Below are 17,531 nucleotides of genomic sequence, written 5' to 3'. Positions count from 1 at the left end.
AGACTAATCGGCAAAATTTATTTTATATATGGAAGTGTATTTTTATTGCGGATCAGCATGGTTGAGACTCCAATTTTACCCTTCGAAAGTTTCCTATAAATCCAAACAGAATGGCATTTGTGAATCCTCTTTTTCCCCATGAATACCGCCTACAATATTCCAATAATTTTATCAATAACTTTAACTAGTTACTGACAAAAATAACTTTAACTAGTTACTTGGTTTTTATCTAAATATCAATGGGATACATTAAGGTCTTGGAACACTTATAGGAGCTTAATATGATTCGACCAGTAGTTAAAAAACCTTCAGTACTAGAGCAATTCGCTTTTAGTAACTCCACTTTATTTAATCAAATTAACAAAGGCTTAATGCCTCCAGGAATCCATTTAGGTGATCGTGCAGTGGGATATTTACAGCATGAATTAGATGCGGTTCTTTCTGCGCGTATTGCAGGATGCTCAAATGAAGAAATTAAATTGTTAGTGAAAAATTTAATTGAAGAGCGTCAGGCAGACTTTAAAAAAACAGGGGGCACACTATGATGCCTATCCTCAAAAATCCAACGATTGTAAATGAAGATGAATTAACCATGAGCTCGGTGGAAATTGCATATCTAACCGGTAAAAAGCATAAGAATGTTATGCGTGATATTAGGAATATGTTTACAGCGCTTCAAATAGGTGGGCTCAAATCTGAGCCCACCTATTTCAATCAACAAAACAAGGAAGGTAAATGTTATTGCCTTTCTAAGGAGTTAACACTAACCCTTGTTTCAGGTTATAGCATTCAGATGCGGCATCTGATAATTAAACGATGGCTGGAACTGGAACAAGTGCAACCAATAGTATTACCTGATTTTAATAACCCAGTCGTTGCCGCAAGGGCTTGGGCAACTAGTGTCGAAGCGTCTTTAAAATTAAATGGTGTAAATAACAAATTAAAGTGTGAAATAAAGCAATTGAAAATCGATAACAACATGCTGGAAAAACAGTTTTCTGCCGGGCTTACAGCTCCTGGATTTTGTCGGCAATTAAATGGAGTTAACCTTAATCGGGTATCAGGTTGGCTTATGGATAAAAACTTATTCTATCAATTTAAAAGGGGATATAAAGTCAAAAGGAGTGGTCAGAATGGGCGATTTAAAGAGGAAATTATACCGTGTTCAGATGGTGAATTTAGTCATAAAGTGGTTCTTACCGAGAAAGGTGCCAAGTGGCTTTATGGACAATATTTAAACAATAAATTACCAATGAAAAAGGATTGGGATGGAAAGTTTACGCATGATTTGTTTCAAGAAGTGGAATAATAAATAAAGAGCGCTCAGGTATACCGAGCGCATAATTTAAGCATTGGTTGCAATTGCCCTGGTAAGTACATTGCAACCAACAACATAAGGTTAACTTATTTATGATGAAATTTCATTATATTAAACCCTATGGCTTGATAGGTGAATATATTAACAAACTTATCGGCTATAAATGCATTGAAAATCAAAAGGTTAATAAAGGGTGGCTGTTATGAGCATTAATAGCCTGAAGATAAACGGAGAACTGCTTGATGCGGCTATATCCTTTGGTTTGTTACTTTTGGAAATCATTACTGATGGGGAAATTCATAGGGTACCGACAAAGAGTAAACCATGTAAAAAGAACGGCTGGTATGTTGCTTTTCTGAATAGCCCAATCTGTGTTTTTGGTGATTGGTCAAGTGGTGAACGGGTGATTTTTAAACCAAGTGGTTACCAAGTGACATTAGCAGATAGAGCAATAATCAAAGATCAAATTGCGGCTAAAAATTATCAAAAAAAGCAACAACAGCAGAAAGCAGCTCAACAAGCCAAGCAACGTTATAACAAAGCTGAGCCAGTGAAAAATCACGCTTATCTTGAGCATAAATCAGTAAAAACGATGCCTTTTTTGAAAACTGAAGGCAATTTACTGCTGGTTCCATTAATCGATCTATCAGAAAAAAAACCAAAAATTTGCAACTTACAAACGATTGATCAACATGGCTCCAAGCGTTTTATGAAAGAAGGTCGCGTAAAAGGTTTGTGCTGGTCCATTGGTTTGCTTGAATGGTGCGGTGAAGGGAAGTTATACCTATGTGAAGGAATGGTGACAGCAATAAGCATTCAGCAACATACAAAATCACCGACAGTTGCAGCGCTAACTTCCGGTAACCTCATGCCTGTAGCAATTATCTTGAAAAAGCGATACCCAAATGTACAACTGGTTATCGCAGGAGATGATGATTGGCTAACTGAGCAGAAAAGGGGCATTAATACCGGAAAAATAAAAGCAACAGAAGTTGCTGTTAGCCTTGATGCTGCGATCTCATTTCCACCATTTAGCAATGATCAAAAAAAGATGGGCTATACAGATTGGAATGATTACTTTAAATATTGTGATGAGGTGGTCATCAATGAATAACATTACGGACCAAGTGAATATTGTTGCTTTGTCAGAGCATAAACCAAATTCGGCAAATACGAATATTCAGCCATTTAAATGGTATCAAGGTTCAGAGGGTTACGATTCTGAAGTTGGTTATCATATTGATGGGTTAATACCGCTTGAATCATTTGGTGTGATATATGGTCCCAGTGGCGCTTTTAAGTCTTTTTTAGCCTTAAGTTGGGGGCTACATATTGCGACAGGATTATCTTGGAGCGGTCATGAGGTAACTAAAACGGGTGTACTTTATATTGTCGCGGAAGGTGGGGTCGGAGTGCCCAGAAGAATAAAAGCATGGTGTGACCATTTTATAGATGGTGAGGCACCTGAAACATTTTTTTATATTAAAGAGCCTATTCATGTTGCTAATTGGCCACAAAATATGGCACTGGGGGAAACAATTAAAGAGATAGAAGAAAAGACTAACAGTAAAATAGGCTTAGTCATTCTGGACACACTGGCTCGATGTTTTAATGGTGCGGATGAAAATAGTACAAAGGACATGGGGGATTTTATTGCTGGTTGCGACACTATTAAAGCTAATTTTGGTGTTAGTGTTTTAGTTGTGCACCATAGTGGTAAGAGTGAAAGCAAAGCGGCTAGAGGCAGCTCTGCTTTAAGAGGAGCCTGTGATTTCGAATACAAGGTAAAACGTCCGTCGGATGGCGGTGAAAGCCTTATATTAAGCTGTGAGAAAATGAAAGATGATGAGCCGATAAAAAGGTTAGGCTATAGGCTGATTAAGAAAAATTTATTCGTGAGTAAACAGGGCCGTATGATTAATTCATTGGTGTTGATCCCGGATGGGATTGAAGTCGAAAATGAAGCGATTGAAGAAATGAAAGATATGGGCGTTAAAAACTTATCTAAAGAACAAATTTTAATATGGCAAGCGATTCGATCTAGAGCAGATAAAGGTGAATTAACAGATAAAAATGTTATTCGAGTTGATGTTAAGGCAATGGGAGGAAGTATGAATAACTTTGCTCGAACGTTGGATACATTGATTAATAAGGGAGTGCTAGAAGACAATGATGGTCAGTTATCCTGCATTTCTTTAACGCATAATTAATTCTTAAAGTGAGGAGTTGCTGAGGTAGGGTGAGGAATTTTTTAAACCTCCTCACTTTTATTGCCTACGCGGTAAATTGAGGTTTTTTATTTAAATCATCTGGAAGCCTTGCAGTATAAAGGTTTCCAGTTCTGAGCCTCTACCTCTCATAAGGCAAGTGAGGAATAGTAAAAATGAGGTGTTGGCGAGGAAGGCTTTTGTTTTCTGAGTGCGTTATCAGTACCGTATTTTTGATTAATATTATCGAGTACTTTCATTAATCTACTGCAAAAACGCCTTTAATTCATCTCTATTTTGTAAAACTAAATTGGCGGATGCCTGTTCGTCAGCTTGAGTGGCAACATTAAGCTGATCCAGCGTATATTGAACTAATGAGCTGCGGACATTCAGCGTTAATAAATTATCCAGCATGGCATAGTCACGGGCAATCAAGCTTTGCTGACTGATAGTAAATTGAGGGTTCGGTATCAGTTGCACATTAACAAAGTTGTGCCAACGCGTATCTGTTGTACTGTTCTCAATCGATTTACCTAATGTATCATCAATCGATTTTATTCGGTTAATAACAAAATCGCGGTAATCTTTATGCTTTTCACAATAAGCGCGGACATGCCAGCGTACACCGCTATAAACTAAGGTATGTGGAGAGATAATACGATCTTCACCCTCCGGGCTAGTCATCGAGCAGTAGGTGATATCTAAACGCAGTTTTTCACGGCAGGCTTTGGTAATAGGACGAAGAATTTCCGGCGTGATAATTCGGTTCGGAACCTCCATTACTTCAGTATAAGAAACCGGAAAGTCACTGCTTTCAAAAACGCTGGCTAATGCTTTATTAGCATTTAACAGATGCAGGTATTCATTGGCAGTGCCTTGGGTAAAGTATGGTTTAAATTTATCACCGGGTACGTAGCCTTTAGCTCGTTTATCATAAGAAAGGTTTTCCAGGCAGCATGAACGATAAGCATTGATATCTTTTGATGCTTGTTGCCGACCGATACCAAAAGCACTGCACAGGTGGTTGGTAATAATGCGGCCTTCCCATAAGGCAATAATTTCAATAAGTTGGTAACGTAATAAAACTTCCCAGCGAATTGTGCTTTTATCTATCTGGTTCATATTCACTCTCTTCTTTCGTAACGTAAATACCTGCTTGAAAAAGCGACATGGTGATGTACACAGTAATTGCATGTCGTGATAATAAGCATATATTATAACCATCAAAAAGAAATAAAAAAATTATTGTGTGCTGTGGTTATTCAGTTGTTTCTCATTATTTTTACTTTCCTGATTAAGCAGCAAATACGGCAATGGATGCCGTTTCCTTTTAAGAGGCTTCTATGAATAAAATAACTATTCCGTGTAAATACTTAGATCGTGTCTTTAAAAAACCAGAGCAAATGGGCCATCGAGGTGATCCTATGTTATGGGATTGGTTAAAAGACAATCTTAAAAGTGCTGGCGATGAATCAACGGGTGAAGAACTGCTGCGTGAGATACGTAATCACCTTGAAGAGTTTGGTGTAGATTTATCCGGTCGTTTTGATGAGTCGCAAGGTGACGTGCATATAAAAGCATTCGATAGAGGGGGAATGTCCGGCATCTGCGTTAGTACACGATGGTGGGTAAGAAAAGGCTTGCCTCTTATTGAGCAGCGTTTAACTGATGTCAGTAAGGTTTTGGCTTTTAAGCAAATGAAGTTACCAAGAAATGTAGAAAAGCTGTTTTTTATCGGTGATATCCACGCTCAATACGAAAAATTGACCGATCTCTTAACGCATTGTGGTTATATTGAATCAGAGCCTGAAAATGCTTTTACCTACGGCAGGTTGGTATTTCTGGGTGATCTTATTGACAATAAACCGGACTGGGGAGGTGATCACCTTTCACTGCTAAATCATATTAAAGATCTGGTTGATAAAAGATTGGCTTATTGCGTATTGGGCAACCACGAGTTTAATGCCATTGGCTGGAGCCTTAAAAAGCCAGATGGCAGTTATTGTCGGGATAGAAACAAATCGGGCAACCGTCGGCAGCATCAATTATTTCTTGAACAAGTTGGTGAAGATTCCAGGCAATATCACCAATGGATCGAGTGGTTTAAAACCTTGCCTTTGTTCATGGATTTTGCCGATGTGCGCGTGATCCATGCTTGTTGGCATCAGGAATCTATCGATAGAATCCGTCCCTATCTAAATGATGATAACAGTTTGAAAACAGAGTATTGGTATGATGCATTTGACCCTGAACATGAGTTATATCAGTTTTGTGAAACCTTGTTAAAAGGGCCCGAAATCGCGCTGCCTGAGGGCTGTTCATTTAAAGATAAAAATAAGATTGAGCGAAAAAATATCCGGGTCGGCTGGTGGAAAGCCCAAGAAGATATTAAAACCTTCAGAGATCTTGCTGTTGTGCCGAATGCCGAAGGAGATTTTATTCCTGATCTGCCTGTACAGTCTATGCATACAAGATTCAATAAGGAGCAGGATGTGCCTGTTGTGGTTGGTCATTATACGCTTAATTCCGCCGTTCCTTATTGTGTCGGGGATAAGGTGGTTTGTGTTGATTTTAATGCCGCGTCTCCCGGTAAAAGACTTAATGGTTATGTGGTGAATGTGACGTCCTGGAAAAGTGCTGATGAGCTGGTATCTGAAGATAATTTTTGCGCGATTGAGTTGGTCAATGCAGATATTATCGTTTGGCTGGGAGTCGATAACATTTTAAGCGAATACCTTGAGTCCATTGCGCTGCCGGAGCTGAATGAGGAACTCTCTGAGTCTTTACTCGAAAAAATAGGTGCGATCCTTAAACATGAATGGGCGCCACGAAACTCAGTTTTGAAGATTGAATATGATAATTATCTAGAGGATGTACTTAAGCTTGCGGGTGCTCAAAAAGAAGATGAACTGACTATGTATCTTTATTTTACTGAAAAATACATTCAAGGCATAGAAAGGGAGCATGCAGTATCAGTGTGCAGAAGGGTTGCCAGCTATATCACTGCCATGGTTAAGAATGAATCTGAGAAAGTGGCTGATTCACCAACCTATGATGAAGCATTACGAGCTAAGTTTATCTCCAAAGCCAAGGGATCTTTATTGGGTCTTGCACTTGGCGATGCATTGGGAACCACGCTGGAGTTTAAGAGCAAAGACAGTTATCAGCCATTAACTGATATGGTTGGCGGAGGCCCTTTCCGGTTAGAGGCCGGTCAATGGACCGATGATACATCAATGGCACTTTGCCTGGCTGATAGTTTTCTCGCTGTGGGCAGACATAATGCAGAAGATCAAATGCAGCGTTATATAAGATGGCGAGATTTAGGTGAAAACTCTGTTACAGGAAAATGCTTTGATATAGGCAATACAGTCTCAGCTGCTATCAATCAATATTTATCGACAAAAGATGCAAATGCGGGCAGTCAGGAAGCTTATAGCGCCGGGAATGGCAGTCTGATGCGTCTTGCTCCGGTCGCTATATTTTACTCACCAGCTAAAAATGTTGAGTTAGCTGAGCTGTTAGACAAAGCCAGATTATCTTCGATCGTTACACATGCAGAACCAAGAGCAATTGAAGGTTGTCAGATCATGGCCTGGCTACTGTTTCAGATTTTTGATGGCGAGCAAAGTAAAGTCTCGTTGTTTAAAGGACTTTCGGTTGCATTCACAGATCTAAGTACTGATATGGAGAAAATTGTAGCGGGCAGTTTCTTAAGGAAAGAGAGAAGTCAAATAAGAGGAACTGGTTTTGTTGTTGATTCTCTGGAAGCAGCTTTATGGTGTTTTGCAAACAGCGAAAGTTTTGAACAGGGCGCTTTATTAGCTGCAAACCTTGGCGATGATGCAGATACTACCGCCGCCATCTTTGGACAGTTAGCCGGAGCATTTTATGGTATTGAGCAATTGCCTGAGCATTGGCTTCGCAAGCTTGCATGGCGAGATAAGTTAGAGCAAACGGCTGAATTTTTGGCATTAACTCCGCCATTTTCGCAGTTGACTGAACTGATAACAGATATTCAAGAAAAAACGGATAACGGTCGAACTGCGCTTCATATCTCAGATAAGCTATTCATGGATTTTTACCGCTTTAATATGATACTCAATTATACTGGATTGGAATTTGAGATAAGAGATCCATGCGAAGTTATCCAGCGATTTAATTATCTAGAATGTCTGCGTTATCTCACTGTATTGATAAGAGGAGAGAAATTCAATCCTGACGGGATAAGCAACACGGAAAGAAGTGGAGATATTGATTTATGGGCGCAGGGATTAACTGAGTTGTATGACTTCCAACCACATGAGGAGTATGGATATGATCCAGAACTTGAGTCGGATAAATGGGGAAGAAAGCCTTCAGCAAAAGTATCACGTATCAACCTTGATGAAAGCTTTGATACAGACAGTATTTTTGATTATGGCAGTGGTGAAAAAAAAGTGCGAACAGAGCAAAACAAAGTAAACCATTGCCCTATTTGTAATCAGGAGATATATTTTTCGCAACGATATCCCAATTACGTGTGTGAACGATGCTCAGCTCATCCTGTAGATGAAAACGGGCGAGAGTTAAGCTTCCATAATACTTACTTCTCTGGTGGAGGTTTTAAGGCTCAGTATGTAGATAGCAAAGAAATAAGGGATTCCAATATCTGTTATATCGAAGGGATAAAGTGTTGGGCAGCCGAAGCCTACATGGGCGGAATAGTGGTTCAATTATTTACCGAAGCGATTGAACGAGAGCATGATAGTTGGAATTGAAAATAATGAGGGGCTTATTTCCTAACGGTTAAGGATTGAAGGAATAGTTAAACGAGGGGCATCCCCAAAAATCGTTTTTAGATTGCGTTGAACCTGAACCCTGTTTAATTATCCTAAAACAACCTGCTCGAAAAAGCGACATGACAATGTACACAGTCATTGTATGTCGTATAAATGGGCATAATATAACCATTAAAGATAAATAATAACGTGTGAAATATTGAGAGGTTAAAATGAATGTTAACGATCAGCAACTACCTCAGAGTAGATACCATAAAGTGATTGAAAACAGCTTTAAATGGGTGCCGCTTGATAAAAGAAAAAGCAAGTTTGGAGGGCCAATGACTCCCAGAAAAGCAGAACTTAGGAACCCACTTTTATGGCTGGCTCGTGAAGGAAAAGAGCTTTACCTGGTTAATTCATCAGCAGAAATAATTGATTTTGTTGGCGCTGGCACGGGGGGATTTCAAACAGTCGATGACGATTGCATAAGCGTCTCTAGTAAAAAAAAATATAAATATGAATACAAAAATGTAAAACTTAATGATGCCGTTAAGGTTGAAGAATTTGATGGGTTTTATGATTTAGATTATGTTCTACAAGTCTCACTGAGGATCCAATCAAAAAATCTCGGGAACATTGAAATTTTAACTTCGCCAAAAAAAGGTGGAATTGGCGAAACAGTCCTTCTTTGGGATACCATGGAAAATGGGAATCATGTATCAATAAAAAATTGTGATTAAATATTTTTGGTACTGATTTGTTTGGCGTACCCTGTTTTGTATCCAAATAAATTATTTTTTACGGTATTAGGAATGGCGCTGCTTTTTGTTAGAAAAACACATTTGATCAATTATCTGAAGAAAGAAATAACTACATCCATTAACTAACGATATACATTCGTCAATTTAAAGCTGATTAAAGCATGTAGTCTAAATACAATATTTAATAGTCGCTGATTTAACCAATAACTTGCAGGGCGATAAATTACTGCTAAAGCGTTGTTCTTACGATTTTAAATCTATGCAACGTATTTTAAAATAATAAGGAAAATAAAATGAATGAACTAAAAACATTGTTAACTGACTATCTAAAAATGCATAACCTCACCCGTAACACCTTTATTCAAAAACTAGGTTATAAAAACATAACAAAAGGATTAAGGCGGCTAGATGCATTTATTGAACACCCTAAAAATAATGTTTTTAAAGCACAACTATGCAAGCAACTTGATATTTCTATTGAGTCTATGGATGAAATCATTAATAAGCAGATGGATCTTATCATTAAGGATAAAATCAAAAACTTTACCCCTCGTATATGGATTAAATGGAAAAAATATCCACTCCTATTAATGATGGACGATCGAGATTTAAACCATATATATGAAATAGAAATTCCCGGGAGCCTTTTAAATCTCCCCATTAAGCAACAATTGGAAGAAGTCTTTCATCTATATAAACAACATCAACTTGATTTCTATGCTGATAAATTCAATTTTAAAAACTATACAGAGTTGGTCAGTATTACTGATTCAATATTAAAAAAGGGTCTTTATAAGGTTTGGCCTGTAAATGATGGTTTTACTTATCACAAAGCATTTAATGAAAGTTATCAATTTAATAGATTAGGCGAACAAATTAATGGGGTAAATGATAGTAATGTATCTGAAGCAGCATGGAATTATACGACTAATAAGCCGGTTGTTAATAATGTTCCTGATGTCATTGGCTATTAATTTATTTTTATAGTTGCAGTTATATTAACAACCGGGAAGTTCAATCCTAAACCCAAGATAATATGGCGTGTATACCTGACACACTTCATACTTACTTAGCGAGCATATAAAATACCATATAAAATACCATATAAATTACAATCACTTATATACATAAAATGTATTTTGTTTTTTATCACTAGTTGTATAATAATTTGAGTTTTTAACCAATCTTGAAAGAAAGAAATTGTATTTTTCAAAACGTTCTTTTTCGCATGAAAAGTAAAAATAAGAAACACCCTTAGAAAATAGATATTTGATGTATTTTTCAATTTCGATAAATAATGAAAATGGGTTTATGTTACCGCGTAGGTTATTAAAACTTACGCGATCTTCATCGAAAGCAGCAAATTTATCGTATTCATAATTGAGAGTGTAAAAAACGAATTCTTTATTTGCTTTTAGTAAAAATACATAATCCTTACCCTCAATTCTAACTTCTTTTTTATATTCCATAATTAAATCCTTATTAATGGGACATTATACTAGGAAAAATCGTTTCAAATCATACGTATTTATCGATACTGTTTTTAAACGTGATAATCAGCCTGTTTTTATGCTTACGGCTTGTGAAACAATGAGAAAGATACAACTGGTTTGTGATATTCAAATGCGATCTATGCATTGACAGGTTGTACATATTCAATCGTTAGTTAAGCAACATTATATTGATTGCAATTGCTCTCATGTATAATGATGGATATGGATTGACACATTGATTCTAATTTAAATAGGAATTTTATCATGAAGTTATCATTAGAAGAACATATAAACATGGTGTTATTTCAAGCCGATTTATTAAATACGTGTTGTGTTGCAAATGAAGCACATGATGAATATCAGCTTATAGCTGAGCATTTAAATAGCTATATTGTATGTAATGACCACACCATATGCGAAGATATGTTAGAAGATATACTTCATATGTCGTTATCATTAGATGACGATGAATTATTAAGTGATTATGTATCACAGACAGAGTTTGAGCGTGTGATTAATGATTTAAAAGAGCATTTAATCACTAACTTTCCGAAGTGAAAAATAATAAAGAGGTTCGTTTCCTATTGCTTAACGGTGTTTTTCAAGACAGTTGTCACTCATTAGTTGATTTTTATGCTGCTTCTTCCATCGGCTTATCTGGATTTAATGTTACGGCTCCAATTGCATTACAATCTTGAATATCACCAGACCAACGCAATGGATTTTTAGCCTTCGCAGCTAACAATATATTTCTTCTTTTCTCTATCACATCAATTAATAGTTATCACTAAAGGAATTCTTATCAGCTTAACAAAAGAATATTTTTCAGACCGAGATAGCTGGCTTGAAGAGTGCAAAGAAAACGGTGATTTAACGTTGTTTGAATTGTCAGAGCGTGGTTACAGTCTTCAACTAATCGAAATAATGGGGTTAATTGAATTTTCATATGAAATTTCAACAGCAACACTTAATGGATGGCGAGTCACCCCATTTGGTCAATTTTTTTTCAATGAGAATTACCAATGCATTGTTTTACCTCAAACAAAGCTTGAACAGTTTGTGCAACTGATTGATCAATTGAGAGTGCAGTTGTTTTTTGACAAAATAAGTATTCAAGATGTTGAATATAAGATTAAATTTTCGTTAAGCAACTTATTTGAATTACATATATCGGTGCTTGATTTTAATTTTCCGGTTAATCTTGTCTATCAGGTTGAAACGGAACCTAAGCAATATAGGTTCGAGCAGATGACTTCTCTTATTGATCTCAATAGTGAGCTAACTCAACTTAAGAGTTGTCTTGATTACATCATTAATAATGGAAATGATCTCGTTCATTCTATTGATGCTTTAGTTAATAACATTAAATACGGCCAAGAAAAATTTATATCGGAAGATCATTATGCTCAAAAACGAGGATTGTTAAAAAAAGCATTCAAAAATGGTGAAATATCACAAGCGGAATATATTACTCAAGTTGATGAGATAAAGCTTAGTCGTCATCAACGATTAAATGTAAAAACTAAACTGATAGCTGAGTTCCATGACTTATATGCCCACAAATGGGGAAATGCAGTCGGCAGATTTTTTAAGGAATTTTTAATAATGCGATTCCCACAACACCCCTAATTATCGAGTTTTCCGCTATCGTTCCTTTGCAGAATGGGACAGGGTTAATTGCATCCAAAATTTAGGCTAAGGTGTGTTTTACAGTATTTAATCGGCTCAGTTCGATAAATTGACAATACCCCTGTAATAATTGTATTGCTTGAAGGTTTTTCGCCTTCGCATAAATTAATGATGCTTCCATTATTCTAAGCGAATGAGAGTTGTATTGGGTTAAATCTAACCCAATTTTTCTTACCCATTTTTTAACTATTCCTGAATAATAGTGATAACTTATATTATCGTAAAAATAAGCGGTAATGCGACACAGTGCCATTCGGGTCGCATCTTGCCTTTCCAAGTTTACACTCGCTTACAAGTTCTGTTACCTCTACTGTTTAGGCGCATCGGTGAGTGTCGCATATAGTGACATGCGACTATATGTGACACTTAACAAGTTAAAAGTTTTTCTTTACAGTAGATCCTACATTGCAAATCTTAACAAGGAAAATACATGGACTACCGTAATGAATGCGAACCTGTAGGAACTTATACAATACTAAAACAAGTCACCTTGTTAGGTGATTCCATATTCGACAACGCTCCCTATGTTGAGGAAGGCGAGTCTGTTTCAGATCAACTTCAAGCCTTATTTCAAAATTCCGCCAAAGTACATCTTCTCGCAGTGGATGGCCATGTGATGGCCGACATTTCAGACCAGTTGACTAAGGCCGAATCCATATACCCACTAGATCATGTATTTCTAACATGCGGAGGCAATGACCTACTGGGTTATAGCGGCGCGGGGCTACTAGCAGTCATGGCAAACAGTATTGGTGATGCTTTAAACTCTATATACCAAGTGCGGGAGAATTTTCGTCAAAATTATCAGGAAATGTTGGATTCTGTTTTAGCAAAATGTTCAATACTAACCGTATGCACTATTTATGACAAAATTCCCAATCTTAGTAATGCAGAGCAAGTGGCTGTAGGTATCTTTAACGAAGTTATTTTACGTGAAGCAAAAGTAAGAGAGCTGAACGTACTTGATTTACGCACACTCTGTGATCAGGTTGAAGATTTTTCACCAGTATCCCCTATTGAGCCATCAAAACAAGGCGCAGCTAAAATTGCCTCTGCTATTTATCAACAGTGTATGACTTATTCAGCGGAAAATAACATTTAAAGGATTATTATGTGTTTAACAAAAGAATATTTTGATGGTCGAGATCAATTCATCGAAGAACAAAACAAGCAAGGAAATTTGACTCACCAAGTCGCAGCTCAAGAGCTTGGTGTGGAGACCTCTTATTTATTTGACATAGGGATCTTAACTAGCCGCGAATTGAACACGGCGACGACCAATCTTACCCAATTAACACTATTAGGTGGGCTATTTTTTGTTGAAAGTTATCAACAAATATTCATTAGCAAAACAAAGCTAGAGACACTTAAGAAAGCGCTGCAAAACTGGGATAACTTTGTATTGGAGCTCGATATTGTAGATCCCGAAATTAGTTTAACAGGACAACTATCTGTTAAAAATCAAAAGAATGTAAATTTTTTGATTAATGGTGATCTTTTTCAGCATCGTCTGAAATTTAGAATAGATGACGTTCATGATGAAATGTCTTGTTTTCCAGATAGTGATAATAGCAGCCACCTTCAGACAGTATGGCAAAACTTTTGTGAGTGCGGGCTTCTCATTGAAAATAACAAAAAATCTCCCACAAATCTTGAAATTGCCACTGACGCAGACACGATTGAAACGCTCTGCGCTTCTTGGCACAAGTTAGTTCAACGCTATTTTCGTAGCAAAATGCATCAAATTGGATTTGAACATAATCTGCTTCAACTGAAAAAAGAAATAGAGCAGTCATACTCCACTTCTGAACCGGAGTGGTTTCCCCTTACCCAATATTTCTCCAAGGTACGTCCAGTGCGAGGAAATAATGATGGAATCTCGTTACCTGAAACGGAGCAAGAAGAAAAAAGTGTCGAGGTAGTAACACATAAAAGTATCGATGAATTTGGATTTATACAGCCTAGTCTAATTGAAAATACAACACGGAGGCTAAGATCTCTTAGAGAGAGTCCTCAACTTCAACCAGGTGATGTATTGTTATGGCTCTGTTCCATATTAATGTTGGTATTGATAAGCAGCAGCCAATATCTGCTGTTTATCTAACTTAGTCCTCGTTTCTTTAAACCAAGCAAGATAATGTGATAAATACTTAGTCGCAACTCCTCGCATTTTTACATCAATCCAACCTTTAAAATGGGCTATGGCACCATTAACAGTCTGAATATGATAAACCTTATCAATGACTCTGTTTTTCGTACTAATAAGCCGTTTATGCTCGCATTGGGTGACGTTAGCTATTTCCTCATAAGCATGAGCACCATCAGTACATAAAACTGACTCTGTGGTTATATATGGCTGTAAATATGATTTAATTTCCGCTTTAGTATTTGCTGCTAAAACGTGACTCACCATATGTTCGCTGCGATCTATTGAGAGTAGAATGGTTACTTTACTCTCGTTATGTTTTTTACTCATTTGACCACCACGCTTATTGGCTTTTCTATTGTTTTTTAGCTGCTTACTTCCTTTTTCCGAATACGCCATAAAAAACTCATCAGCTTCAATTATTCCCGATAATTTTTCATGATTGTGCTCAGATTGCGCCATCAAAAAACGGTGACGCCAAAGAAATGAGGTTTTCAGATTAATGTTACAAACAGCAGCTGCTTCACGTAATGTGAGTTTCAACGACATACACTCAGCGTATTTATCCCAAAGCTCACATCTATGTAACTTAGCTAAAGGTGTTTTTGTTTTATTATTGAATGTCTTATGACAAGAAAAGCATTTATAGCGTTGTACCGATCCCGCTTTTCCCCACTTAGTAAAATGTGCACAATGGCAATGTGGGCATTGAGGTGATGAATTGAAAATAGGTTGGATCAGCTCATTAATCGTAATTTCTGGTTGAGATACTTGAATAACGTGCTGAACCGTTAATCTTTGAGCGGGTGTCATGGCTAAAAGTGTTTTTGTAATGTGATTGAGCTGACATCGAAATAATTCTGTTTTCATTGCCTTTACCTTCAATAAGTTAAACTCATTTTTAAGTATAGCCAACAATTTGATGGAACAGAGCCATTGTTATACAAAGTCAGTGACCGAAAACATATCTACGCAGCCTATTATTCAAGTAACAATACTCAATGCTATTACACTTCATCGGCATTTTGTCTCTTACGCGCCAATAGCTGTGGCAGCAACTGGGATGGAAAGCGCTTGTTTTTGTTTTTGTTTTTGAAAACTCAAGCGGGCAAACAACTTCTTGAATACACATTCAGAGACTTCTCAGTTAATTTGATGGCTTTACTAAGACTAACGCCGAGGCAGGTTAACCTTTTGGAATTACCCCAGTTAGGTGAAGACCAAGCTAAGAAACTAGACGAGCGTTTCAATAATCTGTCAATTAAGACAAATAAAATAAAAGAGTTAAAAGAGGAAATTCAAGTGGCTATGAGTACGCGGATCTAACTTATAGAATGTCTTTTACATTTTCACGAAAAATTTGCATAGCGGAATAAAAACATGTTTATAAAACTTAGTCCTTCTAACACTGTTCTTCCATTAACTTTTGAAGATGACCTTAACACTCAACAAGAAGCAGAGTTGCTAGCCCAATGCCCAACCATAGACCTCACACAAGTGAGTAGTAAAGAACAAGTGACTCAACATTTGATTGACTTATTTGCCTATTACTTTCAGCTTCCTACTGAGCTTATCAATGAACAAAGTGACATTGTTAATGATATTGAAAGGTATGTCTGGGCAAGAGATCTAGGCGTAACTTTTGAAGATGTCACCTATGGCCGAATATTTTGTGGCAATGATAACGAAGGAAATCTCACTGGGGGTATAGAAGACCGTGGAATAATGATCGCAACCATGTACATGACCGATTTCCCTGATCTAATTGGAATAAAAGTCATTGATGACCGACAAAATGCTACATTTGAAGCTGAGGACGACGAGTTTGGCAGTTATTATGATTGTAATACTGTTAATGAATTATCCACACTAGTGTTTTCTGTATGTAAAAAGCTCAATGCCGCATAAATCCAGCCGGTAACATTATTTTAAGACGCAGAATGAATTTTAGTAAAATCGCAATATCACCATCCCCAGCATCGCCATCAACAGCGAATAAAGGTACCTTTGAATCTTTCCCAAAGTGCTGCTGATGTTGCAATGTAAATACTTTTAGACTCTTTGATTAATGACTGTTGCATTGTTATTTCCCTGTTACTCGTAATTAAAATCCGTTAGTTTACTCAAACAAGAAAGATGGCATAAGTGTTCCATTTGGGGATGGGTAACAAAATGCGATAGTCACAATATCAAATTCTTAATAACCCTCTTTGACTTAAAACACCTTGAATTTCAGTCAGGTTTTTAATCGATACTTGTTGAAAATTTGGCTGAGACTTAACACTAAATAAATCTAAACCTAAGGAGGAGAGCATATAATTGACCAATGCCAGACGTGTTGGAATAACAAGCTGACCCTTGCTCATATCATAATCACGTTCAACTAACGCTTTCTGATGCGTTTTAAGACGGGGATCCGGCTGTAGTATAATGTTCATCGGTGTACACCAATTATTATCATATTCTAAGGTGTTTATTGTTGAATCTATTAAATCTGGTTTATTAATAAAGCGACTTAATACAAAATCGCGATAGTCTTTGTTTTTTTCACAATACGCACGAACATGCCATCTTAATGGCGATTCAACCAACGAATGTGGCGCGATGACTCTGATTTCAGGCTCAGGATTTTCGAATGAAAGGTATTCTATTTCAACGCGGCGCTTTTCTGTTATCGCCCTGACAATTCCCCTGATCACAACGGGTTCAATATAGCGTGGCGGAGGGGTCACTGAACAAATGTCACGCAGGCCAAGCGTTACATGGTTATTTTTAGACACTAGGTTATGATTAAAGCGTAATAAATTTAAGTACTCTTCAATATGTCCGTTGGTTACACGGGGCCTAAAGTCATCAGCAGGTTTATAACCCCGTAACTGTGTATCATAGATTAAGTTATCAGGTGCAATTTCACTTAAGTAAGCGTTGATAAAGCGAGATGCTTGTTGGCGACCAATATCAAAGCCTTTACACAAGTGATTTGTGGTAAGACGACCTTCCCAATAGGCAATAATTTCGATTAATTGATAACGCTGTAGCGTTAATTGGCTTAAACCATCAATGCGTTGATTATTAGCTGCTACCATTTTATTTCCCTTAAAGTGTTTCACAACTATATGTTGCCATAAGACGAGATGAAATCAGTAAAATTTAA

At 37.0% G+C, this 17,531-nt stretch carries 18 protein-coding genes; 13 read left to right on the top strand and 5 right to left on the bottom strand.

The features are described from left to right. The first annotated feature begins 281 nt into the window (after positions 1-281). The 4 genes from PING_RS12800 (at position 282) to PING_RS12785 (ending at position 3,528) form a co-directional block, all read left to right on the top strand. Complete coding sequence (locus PING_RS12800; RefSeq protein ID WP_011770771.1) at positions 282-545, top strand: helix-turn-helix transcriptional regulator; 264 nt, start codon at positions 282-284, stop codon at positions 543-545. Continuing rightward, the gene (locus tag PING_RS19570) at positions 542-1,309 is read left to right on the top strand and encodes a Rha family transcriptional regulator (RefSeq protein WP_011770770.1); all 768 of its coding nucleotides are present in this window, start codon (positions 542-544) and stop codon (positions 1,307-1,309) included. The genes PING_RS12800 and PING_RS19570 overlap by 4 nt, the downstream gene beginning before the upstream one ends. Before the next feature lie 211 nt (positions 1,310-1,520). Further along, positions 1,521-2,432: a toprim domain-containing protein gene (locus tag PING_RS12790; RefSeq protein WP_011770769.1), complete on the top strand. Its 912-nt coding sequence runs from the start codon at positions 1,521-1,523 to the stop codon at positions 2,430-2,432. Further along, a complete protein-coding gene (locus PING_RS12785) occupies positions 2,389-3,528 on the top strand; it encodes a helicase RepA family protein (RefSeq protein ID WP_198134689.1) in 1,140 nt (379 codons plus the stop codon). The genes PING_RS12790 and PING_RS12785 overlap by 44 nt, the downstream gene beginning before the upstream one ends. A gap of 261 nt (positions 3,529-3,789) precedes the next feature. Here PING_RS12785 and PING_RS12780 read toward each other — a convergent pair whose 3' ends face one another. After that, complete coding sequence (locus PING_RS12780; protein ID WP_011770767.1) at positions 3,790-4,647, bottom strand: WYL domain-containing protein; 858 nt, start codon at positions 4,645-4,647, stop codon at positions 3,790-3,792. Between the two features lie 221 nt (positions 4,648-4,868). Between PING_RS12780 and PING_RS21040 the strand changes: the two genes are divergently transcribed. The 3 genes from PING_RS21040 (at position 4,869) to PING_RS12760 (ending at position 10,023) form a co-directional block, all read left to right on the top strand. Next, on the top strand, positions 4,869-8,285 hold the full coding sequence (locus tag PING_RS21040) for an ADP-ribosylglycohydrolase family protein (RefSeq protein WP_011770766.1): 3,417 nt from the start codon (positions 4,869-4,871) through the stop codon (positions 8,283-8,285). Between the two features lie 233 nt (positions 8,286-8,518). Beyond that, the gene (locus PING_RS12765) at positions 8,519-9,028 is read left to right on the top strand and encodes a hypothetical protein (RefSeq protein ID WP_011770765.1); all 510 of its coding nucleotides are present in this window, start codon (positions 8,519-8,521) and stop codon (positions 9,026-9,028) included. A 314-nt stretch (positions 9,029-9,342) separates the two neighbouring features. Next, complete coding sequence (locus tag PING_RS12760; RefSeq protein WP_011770764.1) at positions 9,343-10,023, top strand: hypothetical protein; 681 nt, start codon at positions 9,343-9,345, stop codon at positions 10,021-10,023. Positions 10,024-10,164: 141 nt separating this feature from the next. Here the strand turns inward: PING_RS12760 and PING_RS12755 are convergent, their stop codons facing one another. Beyond that, positions 10,165-10,518: a hypothetical protein gene (locus tag PING_RS12755; RefSeq protein WP_041766478.1), complete on the bottom strand. Its 354-nt coding sequence runs from the start codon at positions 10,516-10,518 to the stop codon at positions 10,165-10,167. Positions 10,519-10,806: 288 nt separating this feature from the next. Here PING_RS12755 and PING_RS12750 point away from each other — a divergent pair, with 288 nt between their 5' ends. Then, positions 10,807-11,100: a hypothetical protein gene (locus tag PING_RS12750; protein WP_011770763.1), complete on the top strand. Its 294-nt coding sequence runs from the start codon at positions 10,807-10,809 to the stop codon at positions 11,098-11,100. 318 nt (positions 11,101-11,418) lie between these two features. Next, positions 11,419-12,171, top strand: a complete 753-nt coding sequence (locus PING_RS12745) for a hypothetical protein (RefSeq protein WP_011770762.1) — start codon at positions 11,419-11,421, stop codon at positions 12,169-12,171. A gap of 61 nt (positions 12,172-12,232) precedes the next feature. Here PING_RS12745 and PING_RS20635 read toward each other — a convergent pair whose 3' ends face one another. After that, positions 12,233-12,484 carry a site-specific integrase gene (locus PING_RS20635; RefSeq protein ID WP_198134688.1) on the bottom strand — a complete coding sequence of 84 codons (252 nt, stop codon included), beginning with the start codon at positions 12,482-12,484 and terminating at the stop codon, positions 12,233-12,235. 177 nt (positions 12,485-12,661) lie between these two features. Between PING_RS20635 and PING_RS12740 the strand changes: the two genes are divergently transcribed. Then, positions 12,662-13,333, top strand: coding sequence for an SGNH/GDSL hydrolase family protein (locus tag PING_RS12740; protein ID WP_011770761.1), 672 nt, complete (start codon positions 12,662-12,664; stop codon positions 13,331-13,333). A gap of 9 nt (positions 13,334-13,342) precedes the next feature. Further along, entirely contained in the window at positions 13,343-14,335 is a 993-nt protein-coding gene (locus PING_RS12735) for a hypothetical protein (RefSeq protein ID WP_011770760.1), read from the top strand. Here PING_RS12735 and PING_RS12730 read toward each other — a convergent pair. Next, positions 14,288-15,247 carry an IS1595-like element ISPin1 family transposase gene (locus PING_RS12730; protein ID WP_011770759.1) on the bottom strand — a complete coding sequence of 320 codons (960 nt, stop codon included), beginning with the start codon at positions 15,245-15,247 and terminating at the stop codon, positions 14,288-14,290. The genes PING_RS12735 and PING_RS12730 overlap by 48 nt on opposite strands. A 66-nt stretch (positions 15,248-15,313) precedes the next feature. Between PING_RS12730 and PING_RS20630 the strand changes: the two genes are divergently transcribed. Next, on the top strand, positions 15,314-15,703 hold the full coding sequence (locus PING_RS20630) for a hypothetical protein (protein ID WP_011770758.1): 390 nt from the start codon (positions 15,314-15,316) through the stop codon (positions 15,701-15,703). 54 nt (positions 15,704-15,757) lie between these two features. Beyond that, entirely contained in the window at positions 15,758-16,285 is a 528-nt protein-coding gene (locus PING_RS12720; RefSeq protein ID WP_011770757.1) for a hypothetical protein, read from the top strand. Positions 16,286-16,566: 281 nt separating this feature from the next. Here PING_RS12720 and PING_RS12715 read toward each other — a convergent pair whose 3' ends face one another. After that, positions 16,567-17,463, bottom strand: coding sequence for a helix-turn-helix transcriptional regulator (locus PING_RS12715; protein WP_011770756.1), 897 nt, complete (start codon positions 17,461-17,463; stop codon positions 16,567-16,569). Positions 17,464-17,531: the final 68 nt, after the last annotated feature.

It is taken from the genome of Psychromonas ingrahamii 37 (assembly GCF_000015285.1).
GTDB lineage: Bacteria > Pseudomonadota > Gammaproteobacteria > Enterobacterales > Psychromonadaceae > Psychromonas > Psychromonas ingrahamii.
Note: the sequence above shows the minus strand (reverse complement) of the source record. Positions and strands in the feature narration are given on the sequence as shown.

Coding starts and splice junctions, on each gene's coding strand:
- PING_RS12800 (WP_011770771.1), top strand. CDS start 282: ATGATTCGACCAGTAGTTAAAAAACCTTCAGTACTAGAGCAATTCGCT.
- PING_RS19570 (WP_011770770.1), top strand. CDS start 542: ATGATGCCTATCCTCAAAAATCCAACGATTGTAAATGAAGATGAATTA.
- PING_RS12790 (WP_011770769.1), top strand. CDS start 1,521: ATGAGCATTAATAGCCTGAAGATAAACGGAGAACTGCTTGATGCGGCT.
- PING_RS12785 (WP_198134689.1), top strand. CDS start 2,389: ATGATTACTTTAAATATTGTGATGAGGTGGTCATCAATGAATAACATT.
- PING_RS12780 (WP_011770767.1), bottom strand. CDS start 4,647: ATGAACCAGATAGATAAAAGCACAATTCGCTGGGAAGTTTTATTACGT.
- PING_RS21040 (WP_011770766.1), top strand. CDS start 4,869: ATGAATAAAATAACTATTCCGTGTAAATACTTAGATCGTGTCTTTAAA.
- PING_RS12765 (WP_011770765.1), top strand. CDS start 8,519: ATGAATGTTAACGATCAGCAACTACCTCAGAGTAGATACCATAAAGTG.
- PING_RS12760 (WP_011770764.1), top strand. CDS start 9,343: ATGAATGAACTAAAAACATTGTTAACTGACTATCTAAAAATGCATAAC.
- PING_RS12755 (WP_041766478.1), bottom strand. CDS start 10,518: ATGGAATATAAAAAAGAAGTTAGAATTGAGGGTAAGGATTATGTATTT.
- PING_RS12750 (WP_011770763.1), top strand. CDS start 10,807: ATGAAGTTATCATTAGAAGAACATATAAACATGGTGTTATTTCAAGCC.
- PING_RS20635 (WP_198134688.1), bottom strand. CDS start 12,484: ATGGCACTGTGTCGCATTACCGCTTATTTTTACGATAATATAAGTTAT.
- PING_RS12740 (WP_011770761.1), top strand. CDS start 12,662: ATGGACTACCGTAATGAATGCGAACCTGTAGGAACTTATACAATACTA.
- PING_RS12735 (WP_011770760.1), top strand. CDS start 13,343: ATGTGTTTAACAAAAGAATATTTTGATGGTCGAGATCAATTCATCGAA.
- PING_RS12730 (WP_011770759.1), bottom strand. CDS start 15,247: ATGAAAACAGAATTATTTCGATGTCAGCTCAATCACATTACAAAAACA.
- PING_RS12720 (WP_011770757.1), top strand. CDS start 15,758: ATGTTTATAAAACTTAGTCCTTCTAACACTGTTCTTCCATTAACTTTT.
- PING_RS12715 (WP_011770756.1), bottom strand. CDS start 17,463: ATGGTAGCAGCTAATAATCAACGCATTGATGGTTTAAGCCAATTAACG.